Consider the following 20,407-nt stretch of genomic DNA (forward strand, 5'->3'; position numbering starts at 1 on the left):
TGAGCACTCGACTCACGCAGACAGTCGAGTGCTCAGTTCCTCGCACGCCGAGCACGTCGGAAACCGAGCACTCGACTCGGGGGGGAAGACTCGGTGTTCATCGACAAGGAGCGGCGACATGAGCCAGCTCGGCTCCTCCACGGCACGCCGGCGCAGCAACTGAGCACTCGACGCTGCACTCGGCGACCGCTCGACGGGACCTCCTCGGCGTTTGGCAGGATCGAACGGACCGTACCGACGAGGCAGAAGGAGCCGTCATGCCGCAGACCGTCAAGGGTGTCATCAGCCGGGCCAAGGGGGCCGACGTCGAGGTCGTCGACGTCGTCGTGCCCGACCCGGGGCCCGGTGAGGCCGTCGTCGCGATCAAGACGTGCGGCGTGTGCCACACCGACCTGCACTACCGCGAGGGCGGCATCAACGACGACTACCCGTTCCTGCTCGGCCACGAGGCGGCCGGCACGGTCGAGGCCGTAGGCGAGGGCGTCACCGAGGTGGCGCCCGGGGACTTCGTCATCCTCAACTGGCGGGCCGTCTGCGGCCAGTGCCGCGCCTGCGCCAAGGGCAAGCCCTGGTACTGCTTCGACACCCACAACGCGAAGCAGAAGATGACGCTGACCGACGGCACCGAGCTCACGCCGGCGCTCGGCATCGGCGCGTTCATAGAGAAGACCCTGGTGGCGGCGGGCCAGTGCACGAAGGTGCCCGAGGCCGACGCGGCCGCCGTGGGCCTGCTCGGCTGCGGTGTCATGGCCGGCTTCGGCGCGGCCGTCAACACCGGCGGCGTGACCCGCGGCGACTCGGTCGCCGTCATCGGCTGCGGTGGGGTCGGCAACGCCGCGATCGCGGGGGCGCAGGTGGCCGGCGCGACGACGATCATCGCCGTCGACATCGACGACCGGAAGCTCGAGCAGGCCAGGCACTTCGGTGCCACGCACACCGTCAACAGCGCGACCACCGACCCGGTCGAGGCGATCCGGGGGCTCACGGGCGGCAACGGCGCCGACGTCGTCGTCGAGGCGGTCGGGCGTCCCGAGACGTACGAGCAGGCGTTCTACGCCCGCGACCTCGCCGGCACCGTCGTGCTCGTCGGTGTGCCGACGCCCGACAAGCAGGTGACGCTCCCGATGATCGAGATCTTCGGCCGCGGCGGCGCGCTGAAGTCGAGCTGGTACGGCGACTGCCTCCCGAGCCGCGACTTCCCGATGCTCGTCGAGCTCTACAAGCAGGGCCGGTTCGACCTCGACGCGTTCGTCACCGAGCGCATCGGCCTCGGCGACATCGAGGCCGCGTTCGACAAGATGCACGCCGGCGAAGTGCTGCGATCGGTGGTCGAGCTGTGACGACGGCCGCAGACATCCAGCCCTCGGCGGGAGGCGTGCGCATCGACCGCACGACGACGTCGGGCACCTTCAGTCTCGACGGCGGCACGTGGGACGTCGAGAACAACGTGTGGGTGGTCGGTGACGAGGAGACCTGCGTCGTCGTCGACGCCCCGCACGACGCCGCCCCCATCCTCGAGCTCGTCGGCGACCGGCGCCTGACGCACGTGCTGCTGACCCACGCGCACGACGACCACGTCACCGTCGTTCCCCAGCTGCTCGCGGCCCACCCCGGCGCGCAGGTCGCTCTGCACCCGGACGACCGCGTGCTGTGGGGCCAGAGCCACCCCGACCTCGAGCCGACGCAGGACCTCGCGGACGGCGACGTCATCACCGTCGGCGACGTCGAGCTGCGGGTGCTCCACACGCCGGGTCACGCCCCGGGCGCCTGCTGCTTCCACGCTCCGGCGCTCGGCGTCGTGTTCACCGGCGACACCCTCTTCCAGGGCGGGCCGGGCGCGACGGGGCGGTCGTACTCCGACTTCCCGACGATCGTCGACTCGATCCGCGACCGGCTGCTGAGCCTGCCACCCGAGACCGTGGTGCTGACCGGACACGGCGACTCGACGACGATCGGCGCCGAGCAGCCCGACCTCGACGAGTGGGTCCGCCGGGGCCACTGACCCGGTCAGGTGTGAGGGGTCTCGCGCAGGAGGCTGATCTTCTGCCAGATCTTGCGGCTCATCCCGGTCGTGAGGTTCTCGATCTCGCTCACCGTGTCGAGCACGAGGGCGTCGGTGGACTCCTCGGCGCACAGGGCGGCCGCCTTCGAGGTCAGCGACAGCAGCTCCGAGCAGTACTCGAGGTAGAGGCCGTAGTCGCGGGCCGACATCGTGCGCGGGCTGACCCGCTCGGGGGCGGCAGGCTCCGCAGGCACCGAGCGGCCGAGCACGGGCGCGGGGTCCTTGCTCATCTGGTGCATGTCGATGATGTGCGCGAGCGACCGCAGCCGGTGCAGCCGCCGGATGAGGTCGTTGCGCACCACCCGGTCGGCGAGCGAGAGCAGGAACCAGATGGCGATGCCGGCGAAGACGAGGTCGTTGATGAGGCTCTCGAGCACGGGCAGCCACTCGAACGCGGCCAGCTTGCCGACCCGCGTCAGGGCGTCGCGCACGGCCGTCACCACGGCGACGACCGACACGGCCGCGACGACGAGGATGAGCGCGCGGGCGACGAGCACGAGTGCGGCCCGCTGCCGGGGTGCGCTCAGCGACCGCTCCTGCAGTCCGTCGACGACCTTGCCGAGCTCGTCGGTCGCCGCGCGCAGCCCGGGGTGGCGCGGCAGGTAGGTGTCGATGCGCTCGCCGAGGTAGGTGATGACGGCCCGCACCTCTGCGCCGTCGAGCCGCTCGTAGCTCGTGAGCCGCGGTTCCGCCATGGCGCGAGCGTAGCCGCGGGGACGCGCGAGGAGGCCGAGAGCGTATGCCGGCCGGACGGCATACGTGCTCGGGTGCGCGTGGTCGGGTGCGACGTCGTGCGCCGATAGACTTCGGCGGGTGACCCTACGACTGTTCGACACCGCAACCCGGGAGCTGCGCGAGTTCACGCCGCGCGAGGCGGGCAAGGTCGGCATGTACATCTGTGGTCTCACGACGCAGGGTGCGCCGCACATCGGGCACATCCGGTTCGCCGTCGCGTTCGACGTGCTGCGCCGCTGGCTCGAGACGGGTCACGGCTACGACGTGACGCTCGTGCGCAACGTCACCGACATCGACGACAAGGTGCTGCGCAAGGCGGCCGAGGCGGGCGAGGACTGGTTCGCCCTGACCTACCGCAACGAGCGCCTCACCGCGCAGGCGCTCGACGCCCTCGGCGTCGAGCCGGCCACCTACGAGCCGCGCGCCACCGGGCACGTGCCCGACATGGTCACGCTGATGGAGACGCTCATCGAGAAGGGGCACGCGTATGCCGCCCCCGACGGCAGCGGCGACGTCTACTTCGACGTGCGCTCGTGGCCCGAGTACGGCTCGCTCACGGGCCAGTCCATCGACGACATGGCGAGCGCCGACGACGCCGACCCGCGCGGCAAGCGCGACCCGCGCGACTTCGCGCTCTGGAAGGGCCGCAAGGCCGACGAGCCCGAGAGCGCCTCGTGGCCGACGCCGTTCGGCACGGGCCGCCCGGGCTGGCACCTCGAGTGCTCGGCGATGGCCCGGCGCTGGCTCGGCGACGAGTTCGACATCCACGGTGGTGGCATCGACCTGCGGTTCCCGCACCACGAGAACGAGCTGGCGCAGTCGCGCGCGGCCGGCCTCGGCTTCGCCCGCTACTGGCTCCACAACGCGTGGGTGACGGTCAAGGGCCAGAAGATGGGCAAGTCGCTCGGCAACGCGCTCGAGGTGCGCCACCTGCTCGAGGACACGCGCCCGATCGTGCTGCGCTACTACCTCACGGCCGCGCACTACCGCTCGATGATCGAGTACCACCCCGGCTCGCTCGACGAGGCGTCGGCCGCGGTCGACCGCATCGAGGGCTTCCTCGAGCGGGCGTCGCGGCGGGGCGCCATCGTGCCGCTCGACGTGGCGGCGCTGCCCGAGGCCTTCGTCGCCTCGATGGACGACGACCTCGGCGTCAGTGGGGCGCTCGCCGTCGTGCACGACACGGTGCGGGCCGGCAACACGGCGCTCGACGAGGACGACGACGAGGCGGCACTCGAGGCCGCGGCCGCCGTCGTGGCGATGACCGACGTGCTCGGCGTCAACCCGCTCGCGGCCCACTGGGGCTCGGGCGACGCGCGCGAGGAGGCTGCCGTCGAGCTCGCGCTCGAGGCGCTCGTCCGCGCCCAGCTCGACGCCCGCCAGGTCGCCCGGCAGGAGCGCGACTTCGAGCGCGCCGACGAGATCCGCGACCAGCTGACCGCGGTCGGCATCGAGATCACCGACACCCAGTCGGGGGCCCAGTGGTCGCTCGCGCGCCCGACGAGGGCCGCGGCCGACGCCACCGACTCCACGAACGCGGCCCTCGGGGCCGAGAAGGCACAGGGCTGACATGCCAGGCAACTCCCAGCGGCGCGGCGCCATCCGGAAGGGCGGCAAGGGCGCGACCGTCGGTTCCGGCGGCCAGCGTCGTCGCGGCCTCGAGGGCAAGGGGCCCACGCCGAAGGCCGCCGACCGCGAGTACCACCCGGCGCACAAGCGCGCGAAGGCCGTGGCCAAGCGCCAGGGTGGCCCGGGCGGCGGGTCCTCCCGCGGACCGGCCCGACCGCAGCGACGCACCAAGGGCTCGAGCGAGATCGTCGCCGGGCGCAACTCGGTGGTCGAGGCCCTGCGCGCCGACATCCCCGTGTCGACGATGTACGTCGCGGGCCGCATCGACTCCGACGACCGCGTGCGCGAGGCTCTCAAGATCGCGACCGAGCGGGGCCTGCCGATCCTCGAGACCCCGCGCGGCGAGCTCGACCGGCTCACCGACGGCGCCGTGCACCAGGGCCTCGCCCTGCAGGTGCCGCCCTACGACTACGCGCACCCGAGCGACCTCATCGACCCCGAGATGCCCGGCATTCCGCTCGTCGTGGCGCTCGACGGCATCACCGACCCGCGCAACCTCGGCGCGATCATCCGCTCCGTCGCGGCCTTCGGCGGCCACGGCGTCGTCGTGCCCGAGCGCCGCTCGGTCGGCATGACCGCCTCGGCGTGGAAGACGTCGGCCGGTGCTGCCGCGCGCGTGCCGGTCGCCAAGGCGAGCAACCTCAACCGTGCCCTCGAGGAGTTCAAGAAGGCCGGCTTCTTCATCCTCGGCCTCGACATGGACGGGGACGTCGAGCTGCCCGACCTGACCCTGGCCTCCGAGCCGCTCGTCATCGTCGCCGGCTCCGAGGGCAAGGGTCTCTCGCGCCTCGTCAGCGAGACCTGCGACCAGATCGTCTCGATCCCGATGAGCTCGGCGGTCGAGTCGCTGAACGCCGGCATCGCCACGGGCGTCACCCTCTACGAGATCGCCCGCCAGCGTCGCGGCTGACGTATGCCGTCCGGCGTCGGACGGCATGCGTGCTGGGCCGCGCGGTGGTCCGGGTGTGACCGGTGACTCCCGGGAACTCCGCCGAACCGCCCGACGCTGGTCAGGGGGACCTCGCTAGAGTTGGCGGTGTCAACTACAGCGCGTAGTACAAGTGCCGGGACGGCAGCAGACAGACGGAGGACGGAACCCGTGGCGAAGAGCAACCGCGCAGAGACGGCGGCCCGGGCAGCGCAGCTGCGCGCCGAGGCCGCCCGCAAGGACCGCCAGCGCACGCAGGTCATCGCGGCGGTCGTCGCGGTGGTGGTCGTCGTCATCGCCGTCGTCGTCGGCATCACGATCGCGAACCGTCCCGCGCCGGCGCCTGCGGCCTCGGGTGGGGCCGCCGCCCTGCAGAAGCTCGAGACCCTGCCGGCGACGCTCCTCGACTCCGCGCCCGCGCCCTCCCCGTCGCAGGCACCCGCCAAGCTCAACGGCGGCACGCCTCTCAAGGACGGCGCCAAGACCAAGGTGCTCTACGTCGGCGCCGAGTTCTGCCCGTTCTGCGCGATGGAGCGCTGGGCCATGATCGGTGCGCTCTCGCGCTTCGGCAGCTTCACCGGGCTCACCGACACGACGAGCTCGAGCAGCGACGTGCACCCCGACACCCCCACGTTCTCCTTCAAGGACGCGAAGTACACCAGCGACTACGTGTCCTTCGACGCGGTCGAGACCCAGGACCGCAACAACAAGCCGCTGCAGACGCTGGAGGGCGAGAACCTCGCGCTCTTCCAGAAGTTCAACCCCGAGGGCGGCATCCCGTGGGTCAGCTACGGCGGCACCCACGCGACGAACGGCGCGACGGTCGACGCGAACGTCTTCGACGGCAAGACCTACGACCAGATCATCGCCGGCATCTCCGACCCGAAGTCCGACGTCGGCAAAACGGTCCTGCCGGCCATCAACATGCTGACGGCCCAGATCTGCGCACAGACCGACAACCAGCCGGCGAACGTCTGCAAGAGCAGCGGCGTGGTCACCGCGTCCGTGCTGCTCAAGCGGTGAGCTCCATGGGCTCCCTTCGCGGTGACGTGACGGGGCAGGTGTCCACCACGGCCGTACGCGTGCGGCCGGTGTGGCTCGCGCCCGTGACCGTGACGCTCAGCGTCCTCGGCCTGCTCGTCTCGGCGTACCTCACCTTCGAGCACTTCACCGCGAACTCGACCCTCGCCTGCAGCATCGGCGGCGTCGTCGACTGCGCCAAGGTGACGAGCTCGCCGTGGAGCACCTTCATGGGTGTGCCGGTCGCGCTGCTGGGGCTCGTCTTCTTCGCCGTCACGCTGTGGCTCTGCCTGCCCCCCACGTGGCGTCGCACGGACGGATGGCTCGACCCGGCACGCCTCGCCTGGCTGACGGTCGGCCTCGGCATGGCGCTCTACCTCGTGTGGGCCGAGCTGTTCCGCATCCACGCCATCTGCCTGTGGTGCACGGTCGTGCACGTCCTGACGTTCGCGCTCTGGGTCGCCGTGCTCTTCGGCCAGATCCTGTCCGGACCCGCCGACGAGTGAGCGGGCGGGTCAGTCGAACCTGCTGATGACCGGCATCTCCTCGGTGTCGACGCCGAGCACCGCCTTCTCCTCCGGCTTGGCGGGCAGCACCGTCGCGAGGTAGTCCTGCAGGGCGTCCTCGATCGGGGTGTCGTGACCGGCCCTCTCGCTCATGTACCAGCGGTGCTCGAGCACCTCGTGGAAGATCTCGGCCGGCTCGAGGCGGGTCTTGAGGTCACGGGGGACCGCCCGCACCACCGGCTCGTAACAGCGCGACAGCCAGTCGTGGGCGACGATCTCCTCGTCCTCTCCCTGGCGGTCGGTCGCGGCGGCGTACGCGTCGAGGTCGTTGAGGAGTCGGCGTGCCTGGTTCTCGCCGACGTCGAGGCCCGTGAGGCGCAGCAGGCGGCGCGAGTGGTGGCCCGCGTCGACGACCTTGGGCGTGATGACGATCTCGGTGCCGCCGATGTCGGTGGTGATCGAGAGCTCGTCGACGTCGAAGCCGAGCTCGTTGAGGCGGCGGATGCGCTCGTCGACACGCCAGCGGTCGCCCACCTCGAAGCGTTCGGTGCCGGTGAGGGCGTCCCAGAGGGTGTGGTAGCGCTCGATGATCGAGGCGGCCACCTCGAACGGGTCGGCAGCCTCCTCGAGGAAGCCGCCCGCGTCGAGGTCCATGAGCTCGCCGGCGATGTTGACCTGGGCGATGTCGAGGTCGTGCTCGCGCTGGCCGTCGGAGAGCCTCGCGTGCAGCTCGCCCGTCTCGGCGTCGACGAGGTAGGCCGCGAACGATCCGGCGTCGCGCCGGAACAGCGTGTTCGAGAGCGACACGTCGCCCCACCAGAACCCTTCGAGGTGCAGGCGCACGAGCAGCAGGGCGAGGGCGTCCATGAGGCGCACCGCCGTGTCGGGTCGGAGGTTCTGGCTGTAGAGCGCGCGGTAGGGCAGGGAGAACTGCAGGTGGCGCGTGATGAGACACGCGTCGAGCGGCTCGCCGTCGGCGGTCGTGCGGCCGTGCACGACGCCGAACGGCTCCACGCTGGGCACGTCGAGCCGGCGCAGGTTGCGCAGCATGGCGTACTCGCGGTCCGCGATGTCGTCCTTGATCTCCTTGACGGCCAGCACCCGTGGCCCGAGCTTGACGAAGCGCACGACGTGGCGGGAGATGCCGCGGGGGAGGGCCGCCAGGTAGCTCTCGGGCCACTCCTCGAGCGGGGTCGACCAGGGCAGGTCGAGCAGGGCGGACTCGGGTCGCGCGGTGGTGATCTCGAGGGTCACACGGTCATCGTGGCACGGTCGCGCGACAGCCGTCGATCTGCCCACAGCGCAAGGGTCCCGAGGGCGAGGAAGAGAACGGCGACGAGGGCGCAGTTGACGAGGGTGCGGCCGAGGCCGATCGTGCCCACGTTGAGGAACGGGTAGGGGTACCAGTCGACCAGGGGGCCGAGCGAGAGCGTCGCCGCGAGCCACAGCACCGGCCAGATGAGGGAGGGCAGGACGTCGGCGCGCGTGACGTGCCCGCGCGGCCCGAACGCGACCCATCCGACGAAGGTCAGCGACGGCACGACGATGTGGAGCAGACGGTCGCAGACGAGGTTGGCCGTCGTGTAGGTCGGCGACGGCGGCAGCGCGACGGCCGCGACGATGCCTGTGACGGTGATGCCGATGAGCGAGGCGAGCCGCACGACGCGGGCGCCCTGGGTGTCCAGGCGGTCCCGGACGATGAGGAACATCGACACGGCGACGAGGATGTTGGACTGGATGGTGAAGTAGCTGAAGTAGCGGCGCACCTGCTCGGGGAGGGCGGTCGTCACCGCGCTCGAGTCGAGGATGTTCTCGCCGGTGACGACGAGGTAGAGCTGGAGGACGAGGGCGATGGCTGCCACGAGCAGCGTCAGGGTGTGCCAGGCGCGTCCGATCCGCGATGTCGTCACACGCGGAGCCTAGAGCCTCGGCGGGCGCTGTGGCGGAGCCCTGTCCAGCGTTGCGAGACAACGACGCCGGGCCGGCACCCACGAGGGGTGCCGGCCCGGCGGCATACGCGATCTGCTTGCGCCAGAGGCGCCTCGGGTCAGTCGCCGACGCGCAGACCCGACTCCGAGTTGAAGACGTGGACGTGACCGGTCTTGGGCTTGAGGTAGATCTTCTCGCCCTTCTCCGGGGGGCGCCGACCGTCGACGCGCGCGATGAACGGCACGGCGCCGGCGTTCTCACCGGTGGCCTCGAGCAGCTTCTGCTCGGTCGAGCCGTAGATGTAGGCGTCGGCGCCGAGCTCCTCGACCACGTCGACCGTGACGGGGATGCCCGACTGGTCGGAGGACAGCTCGAGGTCCTCGGGACGGACGCCGAGCGTCACGTCCTTGCCCACCCCGCCGAGGTCCTCCCGGGAGATCGGCACGGTGTGGCCGTGCAGGTCGACGCCGCCGTCGGTGACGGGCACGTTCATGAGGTTCATGGCCGGCGAGCCGATGAAGCCGGCGACGAAGACGTTGGCCGGGTGGTCGTACATGCGGCGCGGGCTGTCGCACTGCTGGAGGATGCCGTCCTTGAGCACCGCGACGCGGTCACCCATCGTCATGGCCTCGACCTGGTCGTGCGTGACGTAGACCGTCGTGACGCCGAGGCGGCGCTGGAGCGAGGCGATCTGCGTGCGCGTCTGGACGCGGAGCTTGGCGTCGAGGTTGGACAGCGGCTCGTCCATGAGGAACACCTGGGGCGAGCGGACGATCGCGCGGCCCATGGCGACGCGCTGGCGCTGGCCACCGGAGAGCGCCTTCGGCTTGCGGTCGAGGTAGGGGGTGAGATCGAGGATCTTGGCTGCCTCCTCGACGCGCTTGCGGATCTCGGACTTGTCGACGCCGGCGATCTTGAGCGCGAAGCCCATGTTGTCGGCGACGGACATGTGCGGGTAGAGCGCGTAGTTCTGGAACACCATCGCCACGTCGCGGTCCTTGGGGGACAGGTTCGTCACGTCGCGGTCGCCGATGAGGATGCGTCCGCCGTTGACCTCCTCGAGGCCGGCGAGCATGCGCAGGGAGGTGGACTTGCCACACCCGGAGGGACCGACCAGGACGAGGAACTCCCCGTCCGCGATGTCGATGTTGAGCTTGTCGACGGAGGGAACCGGGTTCCCGGGGTACTGCCTCGTCGCGTTGTCGAACGTCACAGTTGCCATGGCTTCATTGCCTTCCTTCACCGGCAGGAACGTGCCGGACGATCCGTTGTAAAGGTGCGCCTGCCCGAGTGAGCAGGCATCGTCATCATGTCCCAAGCGTGGCGGCTTGGCCACCCCCGGTCCGTCTGGCAGTCGAGGTCCCCCGTGCGGCTGACCCGCGACGACCTTCTTCGCCTGTCCAACGGCTGTGTCCAGAACGTTGCAAAAACTTGCTGCAAGGAGGTTCCGACGTCCTGCAAGTTCTTGCTAAGGTCCGTGGCACAAACCGGTGGCGGCGTGTGCCACCTGGCTTCAAAGGAGAATCCATGCACAAGCGTGCGCTCGGCGCTGCTGCCGTCACGGGTGTTGCCGCCCTGGCCCTCAGCGCCTGCGGTGGGTCCAGCCCCACCACCCCGTCCAACACCGGCGGCGCCGGCACGAGCAAGGCCGCCGCCACCACGACCGGCACCCCGGAGACGCCGAGCGGCACCGCCGCTCCTGTCCGCGACGCGAACGTCGACCTCGTCATCTGGACCGACGCCGACCGCTCGAAGGCCGTGCAGAAGTACGCCGACCAGTTCGCCGCCGAGAACGGCATCACCGTCAAGGTCCAGATCTCCACCGACACCCGCGCCCAGTTCAAGGACGCGACGAAGGTCGGCAAGGGCCCCGACGTCATCGTCGGTGCGCACGACTGGCTGGGCGAGCTCGTCCAGAACTCGACCGTCGCCCCCGTCAACCTGAGCGCCGACGTCGCCGCGAAGTTCCTGCCGAGCGCCGTCGCCGCGACCAAGTTCAACGGCCAGAGCTACGGCGTGCCCTACGCCGTCGAGAACATCGGCCTCATGTACAACAAGGACCTCGTCCCCAACCCGCCGAAGACCATGGACGAGCTCGTCTCCGTGGGCCAGAAGCTGGTCAAGGAGGGCAAGGCCAAGCAGGTCATGTCGCAGTTCGTCTCCAAGGTCGGCAACGCCTACTTCGCCTACCCGTACCTCGCGGCGTTCCCCGACGGCGGCATCTTCGCCACCAAGCCCAACGGCGACTACGACCCGAACAAGCTGATCGTCAACAGCGCCGGCTCCGTCAAGGGCGGCGACGTCCTCGCCGAGCTCGGCAAGCAGAAGGTCCTCTCGACCAACGTCGACGACACGAACCAGGACGCGATCTTCGACTCCAAGGCCGCGCCGTTCATGATCAGCGGCCCGTGGAGCGTCGCCAAGGCCAAGGCGGCCGGCATCAACTACGGCATCGCCCCGCTGCCCAGCCTCTCCGGCGGCGGCGCCATGAAGCCGTTCCTCGGCGTGCAGATGTTCTACGTCTCGAGCAAGGCCAAGAACGCGACCCTCGCGCAGGAGTTCGTCACGAACTACATCCCGCGCAAGGACGTCCAGCTCGCGCTCTTCGAGGTCGGCAAGCGTCCGCCGGCTCTCAAGGAGGCCTACGACGAGGTCGCCGCGACCGACCCCGACGTCAAGGCCTGGTACGAGGCTGGTGTCGACGGCAAGCCGATGCCGAACATCCCGGCGATGAACTCGGTCTGGGGCCCCTTCGGCCAGGCGACCGCTGACATCATCTCCGGCAAGGCCGGCGCCAAGGAGCGTCTCGACGCTGCGGCCAAGGAGATCGCGGCCAACATCGCCAAGGGCTGAGCTCCCTTGATCTGAAAGGGATCCCGGGGTCCGCCCATGCGGCGGGCCCCGGGTCCCGGCCAGGCCCGTTCGGTCCCGGCCGCACCCCGGGGCCTCTCGAGACGCTGAGCACGAGAGACCCCACCCCCTCCGTGCACCTACGGCAACGGCGCCGGCTCGGCGCAAAAGGACGTGTCACATGACCAAGCCCATCGCGCTCGCGATCAAGTGGGTCCTCATCATCGCGACGCTGGCCGGCATCCTGTGGATCGCCGCCAAGCTGGCCGCGGCAGGCAACGTGACGGCCGTCGTCATCGCCGGCCTGGTGGGGATGGGGATCCTCGCCGTCTACGCGACACGACGCGCCGTCCCCCTGAAGTACCTCGTGCCGGGCCTCATCTTCATGGCCCTCTTCCAGCTCTTTCCGGTGCTCTACACCGCGAACCTCTCGCTGACGAACTACGGCGACGGACACCTCAACACCAAAGAGCAGTCGATCTCCGACATCATCGCCCAGTCGGTGCGCGAGGTGCCCAACACCCCGCGCTACAAGATGTCGGTCGCGACCAAGGAGGGCGACAGCGTCACCACGGGCGACCTCGTCCTGCTGCTGACCAAGCCCGACGGCTCGACGTTCGTGGGTGACAAGACCGGCCTGAAGTCGCTCGACGCCGCGGGCGTCGAGAAGACGCCGGTCGGCAAGATCACCAAGGCGCCCGGCTACACCATCCTCAATGCGCGACAGGTCAACGCCCGCAAGGACCTCCAGTCCCTGGCCGTCCCCACCACCGACGGTGGGGGTGTGAAGCCGGTCGGACTGTCCGAGGCCTTCGAGGGCAAGTCCAGCGTCAGCTACGACGCCAAGGCCGATCGCCTCACGGACACCTCCACTCAGCCGCCGACCGTCTACGAGCCGCGCGACGCCCGGTGGGTCAACACCGCCGACGCCTCGCAGTCCTTCCCCCAGGGCTGGAAGGAGGGCATCGGGCTCTCCAACTACACGCGCATCCTCACCGACGACACGATCCGCAGCGGCTTCATCAAGATCTTCATCTGGAACGTCGTCTTCGCCGTCGTGTCGGTGCTCTCGACCTTCCTGCTCGGCATGCTCATCGCGCTGCTCTTCAACGACCCGAGGCTGCGCGGCAAGGCCATCTACCGTTCGCTGCTGATCCTCCCGTACGCGCTGCCCGGCTTCGTCACTGCGCTGGTGTGGAAGGGCATGTTCAACCAGGACTACGGCATCATCAACCAGACCCTCGGGCTCTCGATCGACTGGCTCGGCACCGACCTCGGCGCCAAGGCCGCGATCCTCATCACGAACCTCTGGCTGGGCTTCCCCTACATGTTCATCGTGTGCACCGGTGCGCTGCAGTCGATCCCGCAGGACGTGCGCGAGGCGGCGACCATCGACGGCGCCAACGCCTTCCGCACCCTTCGCTCGATCATCATGCCGCTGCTGCTCGTGGCTGTGGGGCCGCTGCTGCTCGCGTCGTTCGCCTTCAACTTCAACAACTTCGGTCTCATCTACCTGCTGACCAAGGGTGGCCCGTTCAGCGGCGTCGACACCTCGATCGGGTCGAGCGACCTGCTCATCACGTACGCGTACCGCCTGGCCTTCTCGGGCACCGCTCCCAACTACGGCTTCGCCGCCGCGGTCTCGGTCGTGATCTTCCTGCTCGTGGCGCTCATGAGCATCCCGGGCTTCCGGCGCACCAAGGCCCTCGAGGAGGTCAACTGATGTCCACCGTCAACGCCCCCGTCCCCACCGACCCACGGCTCGACACCCGCGTTGGGTCCGAGACCGGTGGCAGCACCCCCGCGTCGCCCAAGCGTTCAGGCCTCGGCGGCCGGGTGTGGTGGCGACACGCCCTTGGCCTGGTGGCCCTGGCCTGGGCGCTCTTCCCGATCCTCTTCATCTGGTCGGCCGCGACGAACCCGAGCGGCACGCTCAACACCGCGAGCCTGTGGCCGTCGGGCTTCTCCACAGCGAACTTCGACACGCTCTTCAGCGACACCTCGCGCCCGTTCTGGTCCTGGTACAAGAACTCGATGATCATCTCGTTCGTCGGGGCGATCGGCGCCGTCTTCATCGGCGCCTGCGCGGCCTTCGCCTTCTCGCGCCTGCGGTTCAAGGGCCGGCGCGGCGGCATGATGTTCCTGCTGCTGACGACGTTCTTCCCGGCGCTGCTCGCCATCGTCGCGATGTACATCATCTTCGCCGGCATCAGTGACGCCCTGCCGTCCTTCGGCCTCAACACCCTGACGGGCCTCATCCTCGCCTACCTCGGCGGAGCGCTGGGCGCCAACGTCTGGCTGCTCAAGGGCTACTTCGACACGGTGCCCCGCGAGCTCGACGAGGCGGCCATCGTCGACGGTGCCAGCCACGTGCGCATCTTCTTCACGATGACGCTGCGCCTGGTCATGCCGATCCTCGTCACGGTCTTCATGCTCGTCTTCGTGGGCCTCTACGGCGAGTTCATGCTCGCCAGCGTCTTCCTCACCGACGTGGACACCCAGACGCTCGGTGTCGGCCTCTACGGCATGACGCTCGGCAACAACGCCAACGAGCTGTTCGGTCCGTTCGCGGCGGGTGCCCTGCTCGGCTCGATCCCCGTCATGCTGCTCTACCTGGCCTTCCAGAAGCAGCTCGTCGGCGGTCTCACCACCGGATCCGTCAAGTGAGCCCTGCCCCGACCCGCCGCGACACGTGGCTGAGCCAGCCGCACCACGACGGGTCGGGGCGGTACGTCTCGAACCTCGCCCCGCGACTGGGTGACCGCGTCGACGTCCTGGTACGCGTGCCCCTCGAGGCCGAGGTCGATGCCGTCCACGTGCGCACGGCACCCGACGGCGAGGCGACGTTCACCGTTGCCAAGAGGGTGCGCACCACGGCGAGCGACGACTGGTGGCGCGCGAGCCTGACGTGCCACAACCCCGTCACGAACTACCGCTTCCTGCTCACCGGTGGCCCGACGAAGTACGCGTGGCTCAACGGGGCGGGCGTGCACCGGCGCGACGTGCCCGACGCCGGAGACTTCCGGCTCGTCGCGCACGACTCGCCGCCGCCGGAGTGGGCGCTGGGGTCGGTCGTCTACCAGATCTTCCCCGACCGCTTCGCGCGCTCGAAGGGTGCCGACCGGCACGAGACGCCCGACTGGGCGATCCCGGCCGAGTGGTCCGACCCGGTCGACATCAGCTCGAAGGGAGTCGCGCACCAGCTCTACGGCGGCGACCTCGACGGCATCACCGAGCACCTCGACCATCTCGAGTCGCTCGGCGTCGACGTCGTCTACATGACGCCGTTCTTCCCGGCGCGCTCCAACCACCGGTACGACGCCTCGTCGTTCGAGCAGATCGACCCGCTGCTCGGCGGCGCACCGGCCCTGCGCCGGCTCACCAAGGCGGCGCACGAGCGCGGCATGAAGGTCATGGGCGACTTCACGACGAACCACACGGGCAACGCCCACGAGTGGTTCCTCGCAGCGGCCGGGCCGGGCGGAAAGAGCAAGCCCGAGCGTGACTACTACATCTGGGAAGACGGAGACTACGTCGCCTGGCTCGGCGTGCCCTCCCTGCCGAAGCTCAACCACCTCAACGCCGCGCTGCGACGCCGCATCTTCGAGGACCCGCAGGGCGTCGTGCGCAAGTGGCTCGGTCGCTCCGGTGGCCTCGACGGGTGGCGCGTCGACGTCGCCAACATGACCGGCCGCTGGCGCGACACCGACGTCAACCACGACGTCGCCCGGCAGATGCGCGACGTCATGGGTCGCGTGGCCCCCGACGCGCTCCTCGTCGGCGAGCACTTCCACGACTACACCGTCGACATGCCCGGCGACGGCTGGCACGGTGTCATGAACTATGCCGGGTTCTGCAAGCCGGCCTGGACGTGGCTGCGGCAGGAGCCGAAGGACCCCCGCTTCCTCGGGGCACCCGTTCCGTTGCCCCTGCTCGACGCCGGTTCGGTCGTCGAGACGATGCGCGACTTCACCTCGCGCATCGCCTGGCAGTCGCTGGTGCACTCCTTCAACCTCGTCGGCTCGCACGACGTGCCCCGCATCCGCACCCTCGTGGGCCCGGACTCCGTCGAGGCCGCAGCTGGCCTGCTCTTCACCTTCCCGTCGATGCCGATGCTCACCTACGGCGACGAGATCGGCATGGAGGGCACCTTCGGCGAGGACGGTCGGCGGCCCATGCCGTGGGACGAGAAGGACTGGGACGCAAAGACGCTCGAGGTCTACCGTGGGCTCATCGCGGCTCGCCAGCGCTCGGTCGCGCTCCGTCGCGGTGGTCTGCGCTGGGTGCACGCCGACGGTGACGCCATGGTCTACCTGCGCGAGACCCTCGACGAGGTCGCGCTCGTCCACGTCGCCCGCGCCGCTCACGAACCCGTCGTCCTGGACGCGCGACACCTCGCCGGAATCGGGTCGGGCACATCGGAATACGGACCCCGGCCGAAGATCGGGAAGCGTGCTGTCACACTGAGCGCCACGGGTCCGGGCGTCAGCATCTGGACGTGGAGACCCGCGGACGACGGGCCGCGTCATGCGCGCCGAAGGGGAAGGTGACGTGAAGGCACGACTGCGGGACATCGCCGACCAGGCGAGCGTGTCAGAGGCCACCGTGTCGCGCGTGCTCAACGGCAAGCCGGGGGTCGCAGAGTCGACCCGGCAGGCGGTGCTGACGGCGCTCGACGTGCTGGGCTACGACCGGCCGAGTCGCTTGCGGCGCAAGAGCGCCGGGCTCGTGGGGCTCATCGTCCCCGAGCTGACGAACCCGATCTTCCCGGCGTTCGCGCAGATCATCGAGAACTCGCTCGCGCAGAACGGCTACACGCCGGTGCTGTGCACCCAGGTCGCGGGCGGCGTGCACGAGGACGATTACGTGCAGATGCTGCTCGAGCGCGGCGTCGCCGGCATCATCTTCATCTCCGGACTGCACGCCGACACGACGACCGACCCCGACCGCTACATCGCGCTGCGAGACCGCAACCTGCCGCTCGTGCTCGTCAACGGCTTCATCGAGGGCGTGGACGCGCCGTTCATCAGCAACGACGACGTCGCCTCGATGGGTCTCGCGCTGGAGCACCTCGTCAGCCTCGGACACCGTGAGATCGGCCTGGCCGTCGGGCCCGACCGCTACGTGCCGGTCATCCGCAAGATCACCGGGTTCCGGCACTCGATGCAGGAGCTCACCGGGCGCTCGGACGTCGACGACCTCATCGAGCGCTCGCTCTTCAGCGTCGAGGGCGGTGCCTCCGCTGCCGGTCGGCTGCTCGACCGGGGCGCGACGGCTGTGGTCTGCGGCTCGGACCTCATGGCGCTCGGAGCGATCCGCGAGGCGCGCAAGCGTGGGCTCAACGTGCCGCGCGACTTCTCGGTCGTCGGCTACGACGACTCCACCCTGATCGCCTTCACCGACCCGCCGCTGACGACGGTGCGCCAGAGCGTCAACGCGATGAGCGCCGCCACGGTGCGTGCCCTGCTCGACGAGATCGCCGGGCAGCCCTCCCCGAGAGCGGAGTACGTCTTCCGCCCCGAGCTGGTCGTGCGCGGTTCGACCGGCGCAGTCCGGCGCCACTGAGCGCACGCACCTGACCCGGCCGGCATACGCCCAGGCCCACGAAGGCCCCGCGCGGTCCCTGAGCCGACCGTCAGCCGGCGACGTGAGTGGCTGAGGCCAGGCGGCAGAGCTCGGTGAGCAGGTCGGCGGCGGCGGCCTCGTCGGCGACGCGGTAGCGAGCCGCGGTCGAGCCGGTGCCGACCTTGACGGTCACGTCCTCGGGACGGGTCATGCGCATGAAGGCGTCCTCGTCGGTGACGTCGTCGCCGAGATAGACCCGGGCCGTGGCGCCGACATGACGTCCGAGAGCGGTCACGGCAGATCCCTTGTCGGCGTGCGAGACCGACAGCTCGAGCACCGACTTGCCCTTGAGCACCTTGACGCCCGAGTGGTCGAGCGCGACCCGGCGCGCGTCGGCGATGGCCGCGTCGCCGACCTCGCGCGGCAGCCCGCGGACGTGGACGACGACGGCCGCCGACTTGTACTCGATGCCGGCCTCGGGGTGCGACTCCTTGACGAGCGCCTCGATGTCGGAACGGAGCTCGGCGAGCGTCACCTCGTCGTCGGGCGTGACGGCGGCGGCCTCCATCGCCCCACGCACCGCCTCGCTGGACGACTCCGCGCCGTGGCTGCCGATGAGCACGATCTCCTCGTCGGGTGCGAGTCCGGTCAGGGTGCGCAGGGTCTCGAGGTCGCGGCCGGACACGACCGCGACGTGGACGTGGGGGAGGGCTGCCAAGGCGCGCAGCGTGTCCATGGTGCCCGGCAGCGGGGCGGCGTCCATCGGCTCCGCCTCGAAGGGCGCGAGCACGCCGTCGAAGTCGGTGGCCACGAGCAGCGTCGACGCGCCGGCCGCGCGCTCGAGCACCTCGCTGCTCGGCACCTCGGCGCTCATGAGCGCCACCCGGTCTGCGACGAACCGGACTGCCTTGCAGCGCGGGTCTGCTCGTTCGGGGAGGGCATGAGAGGCGGCGTCTCGGTGTGCGCGGTGGAGCGGCCGCGTGGTTCGGGGGTGGGCTGGTCGGGAGCCGCGTCGAGCGCGGCGAGGTATCGGGCCGCCCAGCGCTGCACGTCGTGGTCGGCGACCCTCCGGCGCAGCGCCTTCATGATGCGCTGCTTGTCCTTGGCGGGCGTGTTGATCGCGCGGAGGATCGTCTGCTTGAGGCCCTCGATGTCGTGGGGGTTGCAGGCGAAGGCCTGGTGCAGCTCGTGCCAGGCACCGGTGAACTCCGAGAGCACGAGGGCCCCGCCGAGGTCGTGTCGGCAGGTGACGTACTCCTTGGCCACGAGGTTCATGCCGTCGCGCAGGGGCGTGACGAGCATGACGTCGGCCGCCTGGAAGAGGGCTGCCATCTCCTCGCGGGGGTAGGAGTGGTGCAGGTAGTGCACCGCCGGGGCGCCGATCTGGCCGAGCTCGCCGTTGATGCGCCCGACCGTCTGCTCGATCTCGTTGCGCAGCTGCCGGTAGGCCTCGACGCGCTCACGGCTCGGGGTCGCGACCTGCACGAGGGTGACGTCGGGGGGCCCCAGACGGCGCTCCGAGAGCAGCTCCTCGTAGGCCTTGAGCCGGTGCCGGATCCCCTTGGTGTAGTCGAGGCGGTCGACCCCGAGCATCAGCACGTCGGGGTTGCCGAGGCTCTCGCGGATCTCTCGGGCCCGGGCCATGACGTCGGGCCGCTTGGCGAGCTCCTCGAGCCCCCGGAAGTCGACAGAGATCGGGATCGCTGCGGCGCGGACGCGACGGTGCTGGCCCTCCACGGTGACGAGGTCACGCTTGGTCGGTGCGCCGAGGAGCTGGCGGCAGGCGCGCACGAAGTTGCGGGCGTCCGCCTGGCGCTGGAAGCCGAGGAAGTCGGCGCCCAGCAGCCCCTCGAGCAGCTGGGTGCGCCAGGGCAGCTGCGCGAAGAGCTCGACGGGCGGGAACGGGATGTGGTTGAACCAGCCGATGCGCACGTCGGGGCGCAGCTTGCGCACGAGCGCCGGAACGAGCTGCAGCTGGTAGTCCTGCACCCAGACGCGGGCGCCCTCGGCTGCCACCTCGGCGATGGCATGCGCGAACCGCTCGTTGACGGCGCGGTAGGCGGCCCACCACTCGCGGTGGAACGTCGCCGGCACGATCACGTCGTGGTAGATCGGCCACAGGGTGTCGTTGGAGAAGCCCTCGTAGTAGTCGCGCACCTCCTCGGCCGACAGCGCGACGGGGTGCAGGTGGATGCCGTCCTCGTCGAACGGCTCGGGAGCCTCGCCGGCGTCGCCGGCCCAACCGACCCAGGCGCCGGGCTGGCTGCGCATGACGGACTCCATCGCGGTCACGAGGCCGCCGGGGCTGCGGCGCCATTCAACCTCCCCGGCGTCAGTGACGACCTTGTCGACAGGAAGCCGGTTCGCCGCGATGACGAGATCGAAGGTCGGACTTTCGGACGGCACCCAATCAGCTCCTGCGGTTCGAGGGGGACTCAACTCGGTGCGTACCCTCCCGGGGCAGTCCGGACGACGAGGGCACGGCGATTCGGTCTCACTCTAACGACGGAACGGTGGCGCCCGATGCGGTCCCGCTCTAGGGTCAAGTCAGGGCATCTCTGGCGGTCGTCGCACGACCGCCGAGGGCAACGCGCCGAGGTGAAGGAGTCGCCGTGAAGATTTCCGACGTGCTGCGCAACAAGGGCAGCGAGGTCATCACCATCAAGCCCGACGAGACCGTGGCGACCCTGCTCGCCCTGCTCGACGAGCACGGTATCGGCGCCGTGGTCGTGAGCACCGATGGTGGGGCTGTCGACGGCATCGTGAGCGAGCGCGACATCGTGCGTCACCTGCACGGCACCGGCCCGAGCATCCTCGACGCACCCGTCTCGCAGATCATGACGAGCGACGTGACCACGGGCCAGGCGAGCGACAACATCGCCGACCTCGCCGGCACGATGACCGAGATGCGGGTGCGCCACGTGCCCATCGTCGACGCCGACGGCCGCCTCGCGGCGATCGTCAGCATCGGCGACATCGTCAAGCACCGCCTGTCCGAGCTGCAGTCCGAGCGCGACCAGCTGCGCGACTACATCACGAGCTGACACAGGGGCGCCGACCAGCCGACGCGCCGACGAGATGCCACGCTGACGCAGGCCGCCTCAGCGGGCGGCAGGCCTGCCACGACAGGCCGGACGAACCAGGACAACCGCGGCACGCTGTCGCGGGGTTCCGGCGTGCACG

General features: G+C 70.1%; 18 protein-coding genes. 12 read left to right on the top strand and 6 right to left on the bottom strand.

Features of this window, described 5'->3' with window-relative positions; all coding sequences use genetic code 11:
- Nucleotides 1-257 precede the first annotated feature (257 nt).
- On the top strand, nt 258-1,340 hold the full coding sequence (locus ACYVNR_RS04580) for an S-(hydroxymethyl)mycothiol dehydrogenase (protein ID WP_461046869.1): 1,083 nt from the start codon (nt 258-260) through the stop codon (nt 1,338-1,340).
- A complete protein-coding gene (locus tag ACYVNR_RS04585) occupies nt 1,337-2,002 on the top strand; it encodes an MBL fold metallo-hydrolase (protein ID WP_461046871.1) in 666 nt (221 codons plus the stop codon). The genes ACYVNR_RS04580 and ACYVNR_RS04585 overlap by 4 nt, the downstream gene beginning before the upstream one ends.
- A gap of 5 nt (nt 2,003-2,007) precedes the next feature.
- Here ACYVNR_RS04585 and ACYVNR_RS04590 read toward each other — a convergent pair whose 3' ends face one another.
- On the bottom strand, nt 2,008-2,757 hold the full coding sequence (locus ACYVNR_RS04590; RefSeq protein WP_045190919.1) for a hypothetical protein: 750 nt from the start codon (nt 2,755-2,757) through the stop codon (nt 2,008-2,010).
- 118 nt (nt 2,758-2,875) lie between these two features.
- Between ACYVNR_RS04590 and cysS the strand changes: the two genes are divergently transcribed.
- The 4 genes from cysS to ACYVNR_RS04610 all read left to right on the top strand — a co-directional run bounded on the left by cysS (nt 2,876) and on the right by ACYVNR_RS04610 (nt 6,880).
- Nucleotides 2,876-4,366: a cysteine--tRNA ligase gene (gene cysS / locus ACYVNR_RS04595; RefSeq protein ID WP_045190918.1), complete on the top strand. Its 1,491-nt coding sequence runs from the start codon at nt 2,876-2,878 to the stop codon at nt 4,364-4,366.
- Nucleotide 4,367: 1 nt separating this feature from the next.
- Nucleotides 4,368-5,336 carry a 23S rRNA (guanosine(2251)-2'-O)-methyltransferase RlmB gene (gene rlmB, locus ACYVNR_RS04600; protein ID WP_461046874.1) on the top strand — a complete coding sequence of 323 codons (969 nt, stop codon included), beginning with the start codon at nt 4,368-4,370 and terminating at the stop codon, nt 5,334-5,336.
- A 189-nt stretch (nt 5,337-5,525) separates the two neighbouring features.
- Complete coding sequence (locus tag ACYVNR_RS04605) at nt 5,526-6,377, top strand: DUF929 family protein (protein WP_045190916.1); 852 nt, start codon at nt 5,526-5,528, stop codon at nt 6,375-6,377.
- A 5-nt stretch (nt 6,378-6,382) separates the two neighbouring features.
- Nucleotides 6,383-6,880, top strand: coding sequence for a vitamin K epoxide reductase family protein (locus ACYVNR_RS04610; RefSeq protein WP_461046877.1), 498 nt, complete (start codon nt 6,383-6,385; stop codon nt 6,878-6,880).
- A gap of 9 nt (nt 6,881-6,889) precedes the next feature.
- On the opposite strand, the gene ACYVNR_RS04615 is transcribed toward ACYVNR_RS04610, so the two are convergent.
- The 3 genes from ACYVNR_RS04615 to ACYVNR_RS04625 form a co-directional block, all read right to left on the bottom strand.
- Nucleotides 6,890-8,134 carry a DUF4032 domain-containing protein gene (locus tag ACYVNR_RS04615; RefSeq protein WP_458798774.1) on the bottom strand — a complete coding sequence of 415 codons (1,245 nt, stop codon included), beginning with the start codon at nt 8,132-8,134 and terminating at the stop codon, nt 6,890-6,892.
- Nucleotides 8,131-8,790 carry a Pr6Pr family membrane protein gene (locus ACYVNR_RS04620; RefSeq protein WP_461046879.1) on the bottom strand — a complete coding sequence of 220 codons (660 nt, stop codon included), beginning with the start codon at nt 8,788-8,790 and terminating at the stop codon, nt 8,131-8,133. Before ACYVNR_RS04620 ends, ACYVNR_RS04615 begins: the two co-directional genes overlap by 4 nt.
- Nucleotides 8,791-8,927: 137 nt before the next feature.
- Nucleotides 8,928-10,031, bottom strand: a complete 1,104-nt coding sequence (locus ACYVNR_RS04625; protein WP_045190913.1) for an ABC transporter ATP-binding protein — start codon at nt 10,029-10,031, stop codon at nt 8,928-8,930.
- 305 nt (nt 10,032-10,336) lie between these two features.
- Between ACYVNR_RS04625 and ACYVNR_RS04630 the strand changes: the two genes are divergently transcribed.
- From ACYVNR_RS04630 to ACYVNR_RS04650, 5 genes are all read left to right on the top strand, one after another.
- Complete coding sequence (locus ACYVNR_RS04630; RefSeq protein WP_461046881.1) at nt 10,337-11,662, top strand: sugar ABC transporter substrate-binding protein; 1,326 nt, start codon at nt 10,337-10,339, stop codon at nt 11,660-11,662.
- A 178-nt stretch (nt 11,663-11,840) separates the two neighbouring features.
- Nucleotides 11,841-13,382 (top strand): ABC transporter permease subunit, encoded by a 1,542-nt coding sequence (locus ACYVNR_RS04635; RefSeq protein ID WP_461046883.1) that lies wholly within the window; start codon nt 11,841-11,843, stop codon nt 13,380-13,382.
- Nucleotides 13,382-14,326: a sugar ABC transporter permease gene (locus tag ACYVNR_RS04640; protein ID WP_461046885.1), complete on the top strand. Its 945-nt coding sequence runs from the start codon at nt 13,382-13,384 to the stop codon at nt 14,324-14,326. Before ACYVNR_RS04635 ends, ACYVNR_RS04640 begins: the two co-directional genes overlap by 1 nt.
- Entirely contained in the window at nt 14,323-16,209 is a 1,887-nt protein-coding gene (locus tag ACYVNR_RS04645) for a glycoside hydrolase family 13 protein (protein ID WP_461046887.1), read from the top strand. The genes ACYVNR_RS04640 and ACYVNR_RS04645 overlap by 4 nt, the downstream gene beginning before the upstream one ends.
- Nucleotide 16,210: 1 nt before the next feature.
- Nucleotides 16,211-17,224, top strand: a complete 1,014-nt coding sequence (locus ACYVNR_RS04650; protein ID WP_458798768.1) for a LacI family DNA-binding transcriptional regulator — start codon at nt 16,211-16,213, stop codon at nt 17,222-17,224.
- Nucleotides 17,225-17,294: 70 nt separating this feature from the next.
- Here ACYVNR_RS04650 and otsB read toward each other — a convergent pair whose 3' ends face one another.
- Entirely contained in the window at nt 17,295-18,098 is an 804-nt protein-coding gene (otsB, locus tag ACYVNR_RS04655) for a trehalose-phosphatase (RefSeq protein ID WP_461046889.1), read from the bottom strand.
- Nucleotides 18,095-19,630 (bottom strand): alpha,alpha-trehalose-phosphate synthase (UDP-forming), encoded by a 1,536-nt coding sequence (locus ACYVNR_RS04660; RefSeq protein ID WP_461046891.1) that lies wholly within the window; start codon nt 19,628-19,630, stop codon nt 18,095-18,097. Before ACYVNR_RS04660 ends, otsB begins: the two co-directional genes overlap by 4 nt.
- A gap of 206 nt (nt 19,631-19,836) precedes the next feature.
- Here ACYVNR_RS04660 and ACYVNR_RS04665 point away from each other — a divergent pair, with 206 nt between their 5' ends.
- Entirely contained in the window at nt 19,837-20,268 is a 432-nt protein-coding gene (locus tag ACYVNR_RS04665) for a CBS domain-containing protein (RefSeq protein ID WP_045190907.1), read from the top strand.
- The last annotated feature ends 139 nt before the right edge of the window (nt 20,269-20,407 follow it).

Source organism: Terrabacter koreensis (assembly GCF_054783315.1).

Coding starts and splice junctions, on each gene's coding strand:
- ACYVNR_RS04580 (WP_461046869.1), top strand. CDS start 258: ATGCCGCAGACCGTCAAGGGTGTCATCAGCCGGGCCAAGGGGGCCGAC.
- ACYVNR_RS04590 (WP_045190919.1), bottom strand. CDS start 2,757: ATGGCGGAACCGCGGCTCACGAGCTACGAGCGGCTCGACGGCGCAGAG.
- rlmB (WP_461046874.1), top strand. CDS start 4,368: ATGCCAGGCAACTCCCAGCGGCGCGGCGCCATCCGGAAGGGCGGCAAG.
- ACYVNR_RS04610 (WP_461046877.1), top strand. CDS start 6,383: ATGGGCTCCCTTCGCGGTGACGTGACGGGGCAGGTGTCCACCACGGCC.
- ACYVNR_RS04625 (WP_045190913.1), bottom strand. CDS start 10,031: ATGGCAACTGTGACGTTCGACAACGCGACGAGGCAGTACCCCGGGAAC.
- ACYVNR_RS04630 (WP_461046881.1), top strand. CDS start 10,337: ATGCACAAGCGTGCGCTCGGCGCTGCTGCCGTCACGGGTGTTGCCGCC.
- ACYVNR_RS04635 (WP_461046883.1), top strand. CDS start 11,841: ATGACCAAGCCCATCGCGCTCGCGATCAAGTGGGTCCTCATCATCGCG.
- ACYVNR_RS04640 (WP_461046885.1), top strand. CDS start 13,382: ATGTCCACCGTCAACGCCCCCGTCCCCACCGACCCACGGCTCGACACC.
- otsB (WP_461046889.1), bottom strand. CDS start 18,098: ATGAGCGCCGAGGTGCCGAGCAGCGAGGTGCTCGAGCGCGCGGCCGGC.